The organism is Bradyrhizobium sp. F1.13.3, assembly GCF_040548265.1.
Taxonomy (GTDB): Bacteria; Pseudomonadota; Alphaproteobacteria; order Rhizobiales; family Xanthobacteraceae; genus Bradyrhizobium.
On sequence record NZ_JBEPRI010000003.1, the window covers coordinates 407,294 to 420,642 of the forward strand.

The 13,349-nt window shown below is 64.7% G+C and carries 13 protein-coding genes and 1 riboswitch; of the genes, 6 read left to right on the forward strand and 7 right to left on the reverse strand.

Annotated features, from left to right (window positions below):
- Positions 1–6 precede the first annotated feature (6 nt).
- Positions 7–249: a PilZ domain-containing protein gene (locus tag ABIB66_RS11570; protein ID WP_354058198.1), complete on the reverse strand. Its 243-nt coding sequence runs from the start codon at positions 247–249 to the stop codon at positions 7–9.
- 181 nt (positions 250–430) lie between these two features.
- Here ABIB66_RS11570 and ABIB66_RS11575 point away from each other — a divergent pair, with 181 nt between their 5' ends.
- Positions 431–724 (forward strand): HdeA/HdeB family chaperone, encoded by a 294-nt coding sequence (locus tag ABIB66_RS11575; RefSeq protein ID WP_354058200.1) that lies wholly within the window; start codon positions 431–433, stop codon positions 722–724.
- A 112-nt stretch (positions 725–836) separates the two neighbouring features.
- On the opposite strand, the gene ABIB66_RS11580 is transcribed toward ABIB66_RS11575, so the two are convergent.
- Positions 837–1,301 carry a PaaI family thioesterase gene (locus tag ABIB66_RS11580; RefSeq protein WP_354208468.1) on the reverse strand — a complete coding sequence of 155 codons (465 nt, stop codon included), beginning with the start codon at positions 1,299–1,301 and terminating at the stop codon, positions 837–839.
- Positions 1,302–1,662: 361 nt separating this feature from the next.
- Between ABIB66_RS11580 and ABIB66_RS11585 the strand changes: the two genes are divergently transcribed.
- Both ABIB66_RS11585 and ABIB66_RS11590 read left to right on the forward strand, forming a co-directional pair.
- The gene (locus tag ABIB66_RS11585; protein WP_275170043.1) at positions 1,663–1,974 is read left to right on the forward strand and encodes a hypothetical protein; all 312 of its coding nucleotides are present in this window, start codon (positions 1,663–1,665) and stop codon (positions 1,972–1,974) included.
- A 105-nt stretch (positions 1,975–2,079) separates the two neighbouring features.
- On the forward strand, positions 2,080–2,334 hold the full coding sequence (locus ABIB66_RS11590) for a hypothetical protein (RefSeq protein ID WP_354208469.1): 255 nt from the start codon (positions 2,080–2,082) through the stop codon (positions 2,332–2,334).
- Positions 2,335–2,343: 9 nt separating this feature from the next.
- Here ABIB66_RS11590 and ABIB66_RS11595 read toward each other — a convergent pair whose 3' ends face one another.
- Positions 2,344–2,577 carry a DUF6894 family protein gene (locus tag ABIB66_RS11595; protein WP_354208470.1) on the reverse strand — a complete coding sequence of 78 codons (234 nt, stop codon included), beginning with the start codon at positions 2,575–2,577 and terminating at the stop codon, positions 2,344–2,346.
- Positions 2,578–2,950: 373 nt separating this feature from the next.
- On the opposite strand from ABIB66_RS11595, the gene ABIB66_RS11600 reads away from it, so the two are divergent.
- Positions 2,951–3,208, forward strand: coding sequence for a DUF2798 domain-containing protein (locus ABIB66_RS11600; RefSeq protein ID WP_354058206.1), 258 nt, complete (start codon positions 2,951–2,953; stop codon positions 3,206–3,208).
- 700 nt (positions 3,209–3,908) lie between these two features.
- Here the strand turns inward: ABIB66_RS11600 and ABIB66_RS11605 are convergent.
- A complete protein-coding gene (locus ABIB66_RS11605) occupies positions 3,909–4,076 on the reverse strand; it encodes a hypothetical protein (RefSeq protein ID WP_354254856.1) in 168 nt (55 codons plus the stop codon).
- A 250-nt stretch (positions 4,077–4,326) separates the two neighbouring features.
- Between ABIB66_RS11605 and recA the strand changes: the two genes are divergently transcribed.
- Positions 4,327–5,415, forward strand: coding sequence for a recombinase RecA (gene recA / locus ABIB66_RS11610; protein WP_007602214.1), 1,089 nt, complete (start codon positions 4,327–4,329; stop codon positions 5,413–5,415).
- A gap of 191 nt (positions 5,416–5,606) precedes the next feature.
- On the opposite strand, the gene gcvP is transcribed toward recA, so the two are convergent.
- From gcvP to gcvT, 3 genes are all read right to left on the reverse strand, one after another.
- Positions 5,607–8,471, reverse strand: a complete 2,865-nt coding sequence (gcvP, locus tag ABIB66_RS11615) for an aminomethyl-transferring glycine dehydrogenase (RefSeq protein ID WP_354208669.1) — start codon at positions 8,469–8,471, stop codon at positions 5,607–5,609.
- Between the two features lie 181 nt (positions 8,472–8,652).
- On the reverse strand, positions 8,653–9,021 hold the full coding sequence (gcvH, locus tag ABIB66_RS11620) for a glycine cleavage system protein GcvH (protein ID WP_354208472.1): 369 nt from the start codon (positions 9,019–9,021) through the stop codon (positions 8,653–8,655).
- 11 nt (positions 9,022–9,032) lie between these two features.
- Positions 9,033–10,181, reverse strand: a complete 1,149-nt coding sequence (gcvT, locus tag ABIB66_RS11625) for a glycine cleavage system aminomethyltransferase GcvT (RefSeq protein WP_354208473.1) — start codon at positions 10,179–10,181, stop codon at positions 9,033–9,035.
- A 160-nt stretch (positions 10,182–10,341) separates the two neighbouring features.
- Positions 10,342–10,430, reverse strand: a riboswitch (glycine riboswitch).
- A gap of 222 nt (positions 10,431–10,652) precedes the next feature.
- Here gcvT and alaS point away from each other — a divergent pair.
- Positions 10,653–13,346: an alanine--tRNA ligase gene (gene alaS / locus ABIB66_RS11630; RefSeq protein WP_354208474.1), complete on the forward strand. Its 2,694-nt coding sequence runs from the start codon at positions 10,653–10,655 to the stop codon at positions 13,344–13,346.
- Positions 13,347–13,349: the final 3 nt, after the last annotated feature.

Sequence of the window (13,349 nt, forward strand, 5' to 3'; positions counted from 1 at the left end):
TATGCACTACTGTACGAAAGCGAGGCCGATGCGCCTCTCGGTGCGCCAGACGGTGCGGCATTTCCGCACGAAATTGTCGCGCGCGATCGCGAGCGTGAACGATTGCGGTAATGTGACGAGGGCATCGAGGTCGATTGCGGCACCGTTCGCCGACATGTTTCGCACCGTGCATGTGATGCCGCAATTTTCAAAGGTGATCTTTCCACCCTTGAAAACACGGTAACGCTGCGCCGCACGCTTCTCGATCATCCGCGTTAATCCATAATGATGCCTGTGAAGTAGTGCATAGAAATTACGTTGAACTAAACTCAATACTGGCGCTACTTGCATAGCGCTTCAGACTTCGTTTACCACGTCGAAGCGGAGGTCACTCCGCCGACTTTCTCCCGAGCCCTTCCTTTTGTGGCGCTACGCGCCGATGGAGATATTGATGAAGACCACGTTTTCGCTTCTGTTCGCCGCGGCGCTCTCGCTGTCGTCGATGCCCGCCCACGCCACCAAGCTCGATCTCGCGACCATGAGCTGCAAGCAGTTCCTCGATAGTGGCGACGACACCATCAAGATGGTGCTGACCTGGATGGACGGCTGGTACAAGGGCGACGAGGACAACGCGATCTTCGACACCGACGTGTTCGTCGAGAACGCCAAGAAGTTCGGCAGCTATTGCGGAAAAAATCCGAACGTCAGCATCGTCACCGCGGCCGACGAAGTGCTCGGCAAGTAATTTCCCGCGTGGCCATGCGAAGCGCGATCGCCATCGCGTTTCCTCGACATGACGCCATTGAGAGCCGCGGTGCGCTTTGCGCTCCCGCGGCTTTTTTGTTTTCGGATGATGCTCACCCCGGCAGCATCGCGAACGCGCTCGACACCATCGCCACCGGCTTGTTGTCGGTGGCCGAGAGCAGCGTGACGCGGCCAAAGCTCATGGTGCGTCCTAATCGCACCACGCGGGCGTCGGCCAGCACGTCCGACGAGGAGACGGTGCGCATGAAATGCGTGGTCTGGTCGACCGTCGTCATCGGACGATAGCCGCGGTTGGCGGCGAGGTTCGCGATCACCATCGCGGTGTCGGCGAGCGCCATCAGCGCCTGGCCGCAGACCACGCCGCCGTTGCGGCACAGCCGTTCCGAGAACGGCATGCGCAGGAGCGCTGCGGGCTGCCAGTCCGGCACGTCGGCCAGCGGCAGGTGCTCGATGCGCTCGACCGAGAGGTTGAGATCCTGGACCCAGGGCGCAAAGACCTCGCCGAGGATGCGTCGGGCTTCCGTGATGCCGAACTCGGCTTCTGGCTGCGATGGCATTGCTGTCGTTCCCTCCGTATTGCCGGATGTTCGGCATTCCGAGCCGACCGGCGCGGCAAAGTCACCCGGTCTGCCGCGGGTCCCGTCGGCTTGAAAATGCCTGACTTCGCCCGGTATGATGCCACGGAGTGGGTATGGGTGGGTGATGTCGCGTCGGTATGTCCTCGTGTTTTGTCTGGCCGGGCTCGGCCTGTTGCTGAACGGGTGCACCAGGTGCGGCCCGATCTGGGACGACTGGCTCCACGCGCCGAAATCGTGCAGATCGGACCGGCTCTAGCGGGTCGAGCGGCCCCTGCGGTAATGACAGGGGTGACACGGCGCGGACGACCCGCGCCGCCATGGATAATCCAAGGAGTCAATGATGAAGCTTTTCCGTATGGCCGCGGTGCTGGCTGTCCTGGCCGGACCGACCGTGCTGGCGGGACCGGCCTATGCGCAAATGCCCAATATCAACTTGCTGCAGGACGGTCCGAGCAAGACTCCAGAGGAGAAGGCCGCGGAAGCGGAGCGTGAGAAGGCCTACAAGGAAACGCTGAAGAAGATTCCGGACTCCAAGGCCTCCAACGATCCCTGGGGCGGCATGCGCTCCGACCCGCCGAAACAGCCGGCGGCGCCAAAGGCGTCGGCCGCAACCGGTGCGCCGAAGAAGAAATCCGGCACGGCTGCCAATTGACCTTCTCCTCGATCGGAGGCCGCTGAGGTCTCCGGCCGGGACTCCTCTTTGATCGGCCTGCTTCCTACATTGCGCGGGAGCGTATTGCGTCGAGGAGGGCGGAACATGGCCGATCGTCCGCGGGATCTCGCCGAGCGGATGGCGCGCCGGCGCAAGATGGGCGGCAAGCCCGGCGCGACGGCCGGCGACGGCTATCTGCGCGAGACCTTCACGCTGCCGCGCGCGGCGGCGCGGGAGAGAGCGCAGGCTTTCTTCGCCCGCTACCCCAAGGCCGGCTATATGAGCGCGGTCGAGACTTGGCGCGAGCTGCCCGGCGGCGACATCGAATTCACGATGCGGCGGCTGCCCAGCGCGGATTAGGGACGGCCCCTATTCGAAGGTTTCGGATGTGATGCGGATCCGGAACACAGGCTCCTTGGCCTCGTCCAGCAGCTCCATGTGCCATTCGGAATTTTCCTGGAGCTTGCGGGCGATGCCGGCGGCCATGTCGGCGCAGACGCTGGTCATCTCCTTCCAGGCCAAATCGCGATTTGCAAATTCCGACGCCTGGTCGGCACAGCCGGAATAGCTGCCGTTCCGGATTCGAAAAAAGTAGAGCGGCATGGTTCGCACCGATCGCGCCTGATGGCTCAGTCCCCACGGCCATAATCGCGGCAGTCCAATCCCAAACCATCGGCAGATCAATTCCGGGCGGCTACGGAATAGCCCCCATGGACGCCGCGCGCCCTGCTGTCATGGCGGCAGCAGCGCGCAGGGGCGCCATCCCGCCGACGATCTCGGTCCGGCCGTTCAGGCGGTTTCGCGCCCGATCGCCTTCAGCTCCCGATCGATGCGCCGGCCGCCCGGCGGCGGCGCGAGGCCTCTCCCGTGGTTCTCCGGCCATGAACAGAGTTCCTGGATCGGGCAGCGGCGTCGTCCGGCGCGCGGCGGCATGTGCCTTGCTTGGCCCGATGAGGCTAAGGAACATGGGCGCATCATGCTGGGCATTCCCCGCCGCTATTCTCATTTCGTGTTCGGAATCATCCAGTCCGGACTGACCTCGCTGGTCGCCGCGGGCATCGCCAGCCTTCCCGCAGGGAACGCGCTGGAGTTCCTCGCGCACTGGCTGGTGTCGTGGCTGATCGCATGGGCGGCGATGCTGCCGATCGTGCTGCTCGCAGCGCCGGCGATCCGCGCCTTCTCGCTGCGGCTGACGCAGGAGGAGGGCGGTTCGCAAACCGGCCGGCCGGCATGAAAAAACCCCGCTTGGAGAGCCAAGCGGGGAAAAGGTTATTGGAGGCTGAGGTGCTGGGCTGCAACACCATAGCCGGACGACCCTAGCCGGCTCAGCTTACGACAGCCTGACAAGGCCTGACGGTGGGCAGGGAAAACCAGAGCTCGGGGCCGCACACTGGCCCTGCACCGGTCCCAATTTCGACATCCGTTCGCACAACTCAGGACACAACCGCAGGCGAGATTCCGCAGCGACGGTGCTGCCATGGGGGAAACGTGGCGCGCCGGCAACGGGGTGGCATCATGGACAACGTAGAGCGGTCATTCGCCGCCGCGACGGCGGCTGGCTTCGTAGTGCTGGTGATCGGCATCGGGTTGCTGGTTTTGCTGTAGGTGGTGTGGGGTGCCGGGACACGGCGCGGGGGTCAAAAGGCCCATGCGCGCCTTTCAAAAACGCGAAAACAACCCCATGCACAGTAGCCCGCCTACAAATTCCATCGTCCAATCAATGGTTTACTGGTAGTATTGAGATACCATACCAGCTCGGACCCGCCTCCACAGGCCATGCGAATCCCGATTCCCGTACCGATTCCTTGAGATCAGCGGGCGGCCGCTCCGGCATCGTCGCCGGCGCGTTGCCGCTGGCGAACCCGCCACCACGCCACCACCTGCCCGAACCGGCAGGCGGCCTCGGTCAGCCCCTAAAGCCTCGTCGTGGTTGCCTAATGAACCTTGATCGCGTCCAGCGGCAAATGGAGCTCGGCGTCACGCTCTTGGCGATCTTTCTTGCGGAACTCGTTTTCCTTGCGCTCGAACTTGATCATCTCTTCCCGCGCCGCCTCCAGCAGCGGATTGCGCCGGTTCGTATCGTGATGCGTGTTGTTCGTCATGACTGAGGTCCCCAGAGTTGCGGTCCCATCCAAGAAAAGACCGCAGGCCGCGAAAGGTTCGGTGCCGCAGGATTACGGAATTCTGACGGCGCGCGGATCATCCGTCTTTGATGCGCGTCAGACAGCACCAAAATCCGCAAAAGAACATATTGCGAACATAGAACAAATAGGGTACATTGATTTTATCGCCGCGCCGCCTCGCCAGCCGTTTGTCCCTCTAGCGAATCCTCGCCATAAGGAGCACGACCCAATGTCCACCACTGCCCTGCGTATCGTCGAAGGATCTTCCATGGACAAGAGTAAAGCTCTGGCCGCCGCGCTCTCCCAGATCGAGCGGCAGTTCGGCAAGGGCTCGGTGATGAAGCTCGGCAAGAACGACCGCTCGATGGATGTCGAGGCGGTGTCCTCGGGGTCGCTCGGGCTCGATATCGCGCTCGGGATCGGCGGCCTGCCGAAGGGGCGCGTCGTGGAGATCTACGGGCCGGAATCCTCGGGCAAGACCACGCTGGCGCTGCACACGGTGGCGGAAGGGCAGAAGAAGGGCGGCATCTGCGCCTTCATCGACGCCGAGCACGCGCTCGACCCGGTCTATGCGCGCAAGCTGGGCGTCAACATCGACGAGCTCCTGATCTCGCAGCCGGACACCGGCGAGCAGGCTCTGGAAATCTGCGACACGCTGGTGCGCTCCGGCGCGGTCGACGTGCTGGTGATCGATTCGGTTGCGGCGCTGGTGCCGAAGGCCGAGCTCGAGGGCGAGATGGGCGATGCGCTGCCGGGTCTGCAGGCTCGGCTGATGAGCCAGGCGCTGCGCAAGCTGACGGCCTCCATCAACAAGTCCAATACCATGGTGATCTTCATCAACCAGATCCGCATGAAGATCGGTGTGATGTACGGCTCGCCGGAAACCACCACCGGCGGCAACGCGCTGAAATTCTATGCCTCGGTCCGCCTCGACATCCGCCGCATCGGCGCGATCAAGGAGCGCGACGAAGTGGTCGGCAACACCACGCGCGTCAAGGTCGTCAAGAACAAGCTGGCACCGCCCTTCAAGCAGGTCGAGTTCGACATCATGTACGGCGAGGGCGTCTCCAAGATGGGCGAGATTCTCGATCTCGGCGTCAAGGCCGGCATCGTCGAGAAATCCGGCGCATGGTTCTCCTATGACAGCCAGCGCCTCGGTCAGGGCCGCGAGAATTCGAAGGCGTTCCTGAAGGCCAACCCCGACATCACCGCCAAGATCGAGACCTCGATCCGCCAGAACTCCGGCCTGATCGCCGAGCAGATTCTCGCCGGCAGCCCTGAGCGTGACGCCGACGGCGAGGAGCCGGGAGACGAGTAAGCTTCAACGGTAAAGTTTTTCGCGAGGAGCGGGCGCTGAGGACGTTGAGTTGCCGACGTCTTCGGCGCCTGTTTCGTTTTGCGTGGGGTGATGGGTTTCACTTCGCTTTACCCATCCTAAGAAGCTGAACTGACAAACGAGCGGCTGTGGCGATGGGATCGCGAGAGCCGCTCATTGGTCGCGCCCTATTCCTACTCCGCCGCTTCCGCGTAATCGCTCACCGGCGGACACGAGCACACCAGATTGCGGTCACCATACACGTTGTCGACACGCCCGACCGGGCTCCAGTATTTGTCGGTGCGCGAGGTGCCCGCGGGGAAGCAACCCTCGGCGCGGGTGTAGGCACGCTTCCAATCGTCATCCGCGATGTCGTGCACGGTGTGCGGGGCGTGGCGCAAGGGCGACGCCTCGATCTTGAAGCGGCCGGCTTCGACCTCGGCGATTTCCCTCCTGATCGCAATCATGGCATCGCAGAAGCGATCGAGCTCCGCCTTGGATTCCGATTCGGTCGGCTCGATCATCAGCGTGCCCGGCACCGGGAAGCTCATGGTCGGCGCGTGGAAGCCGTAGTCGATCAGGCGCTTGGCGATGTCGTCGACGGTGACGCCTGAGGTCGTCTTCAGCGCGCGGGGATCGACGATGCACTCATGCGCGACGCGGCCTTTCTCGTTCTTGTAGAGAACCGGGAAGTGCGCATCGAGCCGTGCCGCGACGTAGTTGGCGTTGAGGATCGCGATCTCGGTGGCGCGCTTGAGGCCTTCGCCGCCCATCATCAGGATGTAGATGTAGGAGATGGTCAGGATCGAGGCTGAGCCGAACGGCGCTGCCGAGACTGCGCCGACCGGCGCATCCCCGTTCGCCGCTGGATGCCCCGGCAGGAACGCGGCGAGGTGCGCCTTGACGCCGATCGGTCCCATGCCCGGGCCGCCGCCGCCATGCGGGATGCAGAAGGTCTTGTGCAGGTTGAGATGGCTGACGTCGGCGCCGTAATCGCCGGGCCTGCTAAGGCCGACCTGCGCGTTGAGGTTGGCGCCGTCGAGATAGACCTGGCCGCCATGGCCATGCACGATGTCGCAGATCTCGCGGATATGCTCCTCGAACACGCCATGGGTCGAGGGATAGGTGATCATGACAGCGGCGAGGTCGTTCGAATGCTTCTCGGCCTTGGCGCGGAGATCGTTGACGTCGACGTCGCCGTTCTTCTCGCAGGCGACCACCACCACGTCCATGCCGACCATCGCGGCCGAGGCCGGATTGGTGCCGTGGGCGGAGGAGGGGATCAGGCAGATCTTGCGATGCGTCTCGCCACGCGCCGCGTGATAGCCGCGGATCGCGAGCAGCCCGGCATATTCGCCTTGCGCGCCCGAATTCGGCTGCAGCGAGATCGCGTCATAGCCGGTGATGTCGCACAGCCATTTTTCCAGCCGCGCGAACAGCGCGTGATAGCCGCGGGCCTGCTCGCGCGGGGCGAACGGATGCAACGAGCCGAACTCGGGCCAGGTCAGCGGCATCATCTCGGTGGTCGCGTTCAGCTTCATGGTGCACGAGCCGAGCGGGATCATCGCGCGGTCGAGCGCGAGGTCGCGATCGCTGAGCTTGCGCATGTAGCGCAGCATCTCGGTTTCCGAGCGATGCGCATGGAAGACGGGATGGGTGAGGAAGGAGGTCGCGCGCTTGAGCGCGTCCGGCAGCGCCTCGCGTGTGGTGGCGTCGATCTCGGCATAGGCGAGCTCGCCGCCGAAGGCGCGCCAAACCGCTTCCACCGTCGCGGGCGTCGTGGTCTCGTCGAGCGCGATGCGCAGAGCGCTCTCACCAATACCGAGATTGATCTTCTCGGCGGCGGCGCGCGCGACGATCTCGGCACGCTTCGCGCCGGCGTCCACGCTCAGTGTGTCGAAGAAGCTGTCGGACTGCAGCGCAAAGCCGAGCTTGCGCAGGCCGGCAGCCAGCACGGCCGTGCGGCGATGCACATTGCGTGCGATCTGCGAAAGGCCTTCGGGGCCGTGATAGACCGCATACATCGAGGCGATCACCGCGAGCAGCACCTGCGCGGTGCAGATGTTGGAGGTCGCCTTCTCGCGACGGATGTGCTGCTCGCGGGTCTGCAGCGCGAGGCGATAGGCAGGCATCCCGCGCGAATCCACGGAGAGGCCGACGATGCGGCCGGGCAGCGAACGCTTCAGCGCATCGCGCACCGCCATGTAGGCCGCGTGCGGCCCGCCATAGCCCATCGGCACGCCGAAGCGCTGGGCAGAGCCGATCGCGATGTCGGCGCCGAGCTCGCCGGGCGAGGCGAGCAGTGTCAGGGCGAGGAGATCGGCAGCGATGATCGCGAGCGCGCCCTTGGCCTTCAGGCTGGCGATCGTAGGCCTGAGGTCGCGCACAGCGCCTGAACTGCCCGGATATTGCAGCAGCGCGCCAAGCACGTCCGTCTTGTCGAGATCGGTGAGGGGATCGCCGACGACCAGGGTCCAGCCCAGGGGCTCCGCGCGGGTGCGCATCACGGCGAGCGTCTGCGGATGCACGTCCTTGTCGACGAAGAAGGCTTTTGCTTCAACTTTCGAGTGCCGCTCCGCGAGCGCCATCGCTTCCGCCGCCGCGGTGGCCTCGTCGAGCAGCGAGGCGTTGGCGACGTCGAGCCCGGTGAGATTGCAGATCATGGTCTGGAAGTTGAGCAGCGCCTCGAGCCGGCCCTGGCTGATCTCGGGCTGGTAGGGCGTGTACGCCGTGTACCAGGCCGGGTTCTCCAAAATGTTGCGCTGGATCACCGCAGGCAAGATCGTGCCGGAATAGCCCTGGCCGATCAGCGAGGTGAAGACCTGGTTCTGGGCGGCGAGCTCGGCCATATGCGCGATCGCCTCGGTTTCGCTGAGCGGCTTGCCGAGATCGAGCGGGGCGGCCTGCCGGATCGAGGCCGGCAGCGTCTGCGCCATCAGCGCGTCGACGCTGTTCGCGCCGACGGCCTCAAGCATCGCGGTGACGTCGCGCGCCGAGGGGCCGATGTGGCGGCGAACGAAGCTGGTGGTGTCGCCGTTGGATTTGCGGTGCGCGGTCATCATGGGTCCTCGCTTCAGAGTTCGCTGTCGCCGTCATGCCCCGCCTAGTGCGCACTTGCGCACGGGGGCGGGGCATCCAGTAAACGCAGCCGCTTCGGCAAGGGCCGATGGGCCGCGGCGTACTGGATCGTCCGCCTTCGCGGACGATGACACCGAGAGTGTGGTTCGAGTTGTTCTCATCTCACGCCGTGTGGGCCTTGTACGCCGCCTCATCCATGAGGCCGCCGAGCTCGCTCTTGTCGGCCATCTTGATCTTGAAGAACCAGGCCGCGCCTTGCGCATCCGAGTTCACCAGCGCCGGCTCGGCGGCGAGCGCAGCGTTGGTCTCGAGCACTTCGCCCGTCACGGGCGCGTAGACGTCCGATGCGGCCTTCACCGATTCCACGACGGCGGCGGCTTCGGTCTTCTTCAGCGTGCGGCCGAGCTTGGGCAATTCGACGAATACGACATCGCCGAGCTGCGATTGCGCGTAGTCGGTGATCCCGACGGTGGCGACGTCGCCGTCGATCGCGAGCCATTCGTGGTCGGAGGTGTAGAGCGTCGTGGTCATTTTCTCAGTCCTCAGCGTTTGTAGGTGTTTTTCACGAAGGGCATGGCGGCGATTTGCACGGCCAGGCGTTGGCCGCGCACTTCGGCGAAGAGTTTTGTGTCGAGCGCGCTCGATGCGGTGGGCACATAGCCCATCGCGACCGGCGCATTCAGGCTCGGGCCGAAACCGCCCGAGGTGACCTTTCCGATCGGCTCGGCGGAGGTCGCATCCGCAAACAGCAGCGCGCCTTCGCGCACCGGCGCGCGGCCCTCGGTGCGCAGGCCGACGCGGCGGCGGGATGCGCCGTGGTCGAAATGGGCGAGAATCTTTGCCGCGCCGGGGAAGCCCCCGGCACGCGCGCCGCCGGTGCGGCGGCTCTTCTGCACTGACCATTCCAGTGCGGCCTCGACCGGCGTGATCGCGGTATCGATGTCGTGGCCGTAAAGACAAAGCCCGGCTTCGAGCCGCAGGCTGTCGCGGGCGCCGAGCCCGATCGGCATGACGTCCGGATTGTCCAGCAGCGCCTTGGCGAGCCGTTCGGCATCGCCGGCAGGAGCCGAAATCTCGAAGCCGTCCTCGCCGGTATAGCCTGAGCGCGAGACGAAGCAGTCGAGGCCGGCGACCTTGTGCGGGCCGGAATCCATGAACTTCATGGCGGGCGCCTCTGCACATAATTTCGCCAGCGCCGATTCCGCCTTCGGGCCCTGCAGCGCGATCAGCGCGCGGTCGGCCAGCGTATCGATCATGCAGTCGTCCGAGAGATTCGCGCGCAGATGCGCCTCGTCCTCGGCCTTGCAGGCGGCATTGACGACCAGGAAGAGGTGATCGCCGAAATTGGCGACCATCAGATCGTCCAGAATCCCGCCCTCGGCATTGGTGAACTGGGCGTAGCGCTGCCGGCCCGGCGCAATCGCCAAGATATCCTGCGGCACCAGCCGTTCCAGCGCGCGGGCGGCGTCCTCGACCTTGCCGGATTTCGGCCGGAGCGCGATCTGGCCCATGTGGGAGACGTCGAACAGGCCGGCTGCGTTGCGGGTATGAAGGTGCTCCTTCAGGACTCCGGCCGGATATTGCACCGGCATGTCATAGCCGGCGAACGGCACCATCTTGCCGCCGAGCGAGACATGCAGGTCGTAAAGGGGGGTGCGTTTCAGGGAGTCTTTGTCGTCACGCGCAAGCATCGGGGGGCCCTCGGCGGTTCCCCGGGAACGATTTCCCGTGGACACCAGTCGAAGCCCCATCTGTCGCTGTGCCTGAGAGTATTATCCCGTCGGCGGACGCTGTCCGGACCAACCCTTCTAAAAGGTCTAAGCCCGTCGGCGCCTCTTTCCAGATGCTGTCAAAGCCACGCGGTCCTTTTGCCTGAGAGTTTCCGGGGCGGTTGCTCCTTCGGCGCCGGCACCAGTGCCGGTCTCTCCCGACGTGGCCGTACGATACAGATGGGTAAAGACCACAGGCCGGCCAAGCCTGTCAACGCGGCATAGGCGGCTTTCCAACGGATTACGCGACTGCGGCAACGCCTTGATCTGTCTGCACAGTTTCTGGACAGCGAAGCGGGCCTTGTCTAAAAGCGCTTTGACCCGCAGATATCAGCCCAAACTTGCGGTTTGGATGGCTGGAAGGCGGGTGCAAGCACACCCGATTGGATGAACATGAGCGGCGTCAACGAGATCAGGTCGACCTTTCTGAACTTCTTTGCCGAGAACGGCCACGAGATCGTGTCGTCCTCGCCATTGGTGCCGCGCAACGATCCGACGTTGATGTTCACCAATGCCGGCATGGTGCAGTTCAAGAACGTCTTCACCGGCGTCGAGAAGCGGCCCTATCAGCGCGCCACCACCTCGCAGAAATGCGTGCGCGCCGGCGGCAAGCACAACGACCTCGACAATGTCGGCTACACCGCGCGCCATCTCACTTTCTTCGAGATGCTCGGCAACTTCTCCTTCGGCGACTATTTCAAGGAGCGCGCGATCGAGCTGGCCTGGACGCTCATCACGAAGGAGTTCGGGCTCAAGAAAGACAAGCTGCTCGTCACGGTCTACCACACCGACGACGAGGCGGCCGCGCTGTGGAAGAAGATCGCGGGATTCTCGGATGATCGCATCATCCGCATCCCGACCTCGGACAATTTCTGGGCGATGGGCGACACCGGCCCGTGCGGCCCGTGCTCGGAGATCTTCATCGATCGCGGCGAGCACATCTGGGGCGGGCCTCCGGGCTCCCCGGAGGAGGACGGCGATCGCTTCCTCGAATTCTGGAACCTGGTGTTCATGCAGTACGAGCAGGTGACGAAGGAGGAGCGCGTGGCGCTGCCGCGTCCCTCGATCGACACCGGCATGGGGCTGGAGCGCATGGCCTGCATCATGCAGGGCGTCGACAGCGTGTTCGAGACCGATCTGTTTCGTCATTTGATCGACGCGACCGCGTCGGCCCTCGGAAGCGGACCGGACGAGAAGACCGTGGCCTCGTTCCGCGTCATCGCCGACCATCTGCGTTCGTCGGCCTTCCTGGTCGCCGACGGCGTGCTGCCCTCGAATGAGGGCCGCGGCTATGTGCTGCGCCGGATCATGCGCCGCGCGATGCGCCATGCGCAGCTGCTCGGTGCGCAAGAGCCGCTGATGCATCGGCTGGTCTGGGCGCTGGTGCGCGAGATGGGCCAAGCCTATCCCGATTTGATGCGCGCGGAAAATCTGATCGAGGAAACGCTGCGGCTGGAAGAGACCCGCTTCCGCAAGACGCTGACGCGCGGCCTCGCCATTCTCGACGAGAAGAGCGCGTCCTTAAAGAAGGGCGACATGTTCGACGGCGACGTCGCCTTTACGCTGTACGACACCTATGGCTTCCCGCTCGACCTGACGCAGGACGCGCTGAAGTCGCGCGGCATCAGCGTCGATCAGGCCTCGTTCACCGACGCGATGGAGCGTCAGAAGGCCAAGGCACGCGAGTCCTGGAAGGGGTCTGGCGAAGCTGCTTCCGAGGCGATCTGGTTCCCGCTGCGTGAGAAGCTGGGCGCAACCGAATTCCTGGGTTACGAGACCGAGAGCGCCGAAGGCGTGGTGACCGCGCTGGTCAAGGACGGCAAGGAAGCCACCAGCCTCAAGGCCGGCGAGCTAGGGGCGATCGTGCTGAACCAGACGCCGTTCTACGCGGAGTCCGGCGGCCAGGTCGGCGACACCGGCGTATTGACCGGCGAGGGCGGCATCAAGTTCCGCGTCACCGACACGCAGAAAAAGCTCGGCGATTTCTTCGTTCACATCGGCACGGTCGAGAGCGGCGAGCTGAAGCTCGGCACCGCGCTGCAGCTCGAAGTGGATCACGGCAGGCGCTTTTCGATCCGCGCGCATCACTCGGCCACGCATCTCATCCACGAGGCGCTGCGCCAGGTGCTCGGCGACCACATCGCCCAGCGCGGCTCGATGGTCGCGCCGGATCGTTTACGTTTCGACTTCGTGCATCCGAAGCCGATCACGGCGGAAGAGCTCGCGCGCGTCGAGGACATCGCCAACAACGTGGTGCTGGAGAATGACGAAGTCTCGACCCGCGTCATGGGCGTGGACGAGGCCCGTGAGGCCGGCGCACGCGCGCTGTTCGGCGAGAAATATGGCGATGAGGTTCGCGTCGTCTCGATGGGCCGCACCGCGCGCGAGCGCGGCGCCAACGCACTCGGCTGGTCGGTCGAACTGTGCGGAGGCACCCATGTCAGGCGCACCGGCGACATCGGGCTGATCACGCTGACGGGCGAGAGCGCGGTCGCCTCCGGCGTGCGCCGCATCGAAGCGCTGACCGGCAACTACGCGCGAAAACACGCCAACGACACCATGGCGCTGGCGAAGACCGCCGCGCACGAGCTGCGCACGTCGATCGACGACGTTCCGGCGCGCATTGCCGCGCTGATGGAAGAGCGCAAGAAGCTCGAGCGCGAACTCTCCGACGCCCGCAAGAAGCTGGCGATGGGCGGCGGTGCAGCTTCGAGCAACGGCGCGGCCTCCGGCGTGCGCGAGGTCGGCGACGTCAAGCTGATGGCGCGCGCGGTCGAGGGCATCGAGATGAAGGATCTCAAGAGCCTTGCCGACGACGGCAAGAAGCAGATCGGCTCCGGCGTCGTCGCCATCGTCGGCGTCACCGAGGACGGCAAGGCTGGCGTGGTGGTCGGCGTCACCGCTGACCTCACCTCGCGCTTCAATGCGGTCAATCTGGTGAAGATCGCCTCCGAAGCGCTCGGCGGCAAGGGTGGCGGCGGGCGGCCCGACATGGCCCAGGCCGGCGGCCCCGATGGAGCGAATGCGGCCGCAGCACTCACGGCGATCGAAAAAGCCATGACTGAACAAAAATCGACCGGCGCGTAAGCA

Bases quoted from the DNA above. Each gene is read 5' to 3' on its own strand.
- ABIB66_RS11580 (WP_354208468.1), bottom strand. From the start codon at position 1,301: ATGCCATCGCAGCCAGAAGCCGAGTTCGGCATCACGGAAGCCCGACGC.
- ABIB66_RS11570 (WP_354058198.1), bottom strand. From the start codon at position 249: ATGATCGAGAAGCGTGCGGCGCAGCGTTACCGTGTTTTCAAGGGTGGA.
- alaS (WP_354208474.1), top strand. From the start codon at position 10,653: ATGAGCGGCGTCAACGAGATCAGGTCGACCTTTCTGAACTTCTTTGCC.
- recA (WP_007602214.1), top strand. From the start codon at position 4,327: ATGTCCACCACTGCCCTGCGTATCGTCGAAGGATCTTCCATGGACAAG.
- ABIB66_RS11605 (WP_354254856.1), bottom strand. From the start codon at position 4,076: ATGACGAACAACACGCATCACGATACGAACCGGCGCAATCCGCTGCTG.
- gcvP (WP_354208669.1), bottom strand. From the start codon at position 8,471: ATGACCGCGCACCGCAAATCCAACGGCGACACCACCAGCTTCGTTCGC.
- ABIB66_RS11585 (WP_275170043.1), top strand. From the start codon at position 1,663: ATGAAGCTTTTCCGTATGGCCGCGGTGCTGGCTGTCCTGGCCGGACCG.
- gcvH (WP_354208472.1), bottom strand. From the start codon at position 9,021: ATGACCACGACGCTCTACACCTCCGACCACGAATGGCTCGCGATCGAC.
- ABIB66_RS11600 (WP_354058206.1), top strand. From the start codon at position 2,951: ATGCTGGGCATTCCCCGCCGCTATTCTCATTTCGTGTTCGGAATCATC.
- ABIB66_RS11590 (WP_354208469.1), top strand. From the start codon at position 2,080: ATGGCCGATCGTCCGCGGGATCTCGCCGAGCGGATGGCGCGCCGGCGC.
- ABIB66_RS11575 (WP_354058200.1), top strand. From the start codon at position 431: ATGAAGACCACGTTTTCGCTTCTGTTCGCCGCGGCGCTCTCGCTGTCG.
- ABIB66_RS11595 (WP_354208470.1), bottom strand. From the start codon at position 2,577: ATGCCGCTCTACTTTTTTCGAATCCGGAACGGCAGCTATTCCGGCTGT.
- gcvT (WP_354208473.1), bottom strand. From the start codon at position 10,181: ATGCTTGCGCGTGACGACAAAGACTCCCTGAAACGCACCCCCCTTTAC.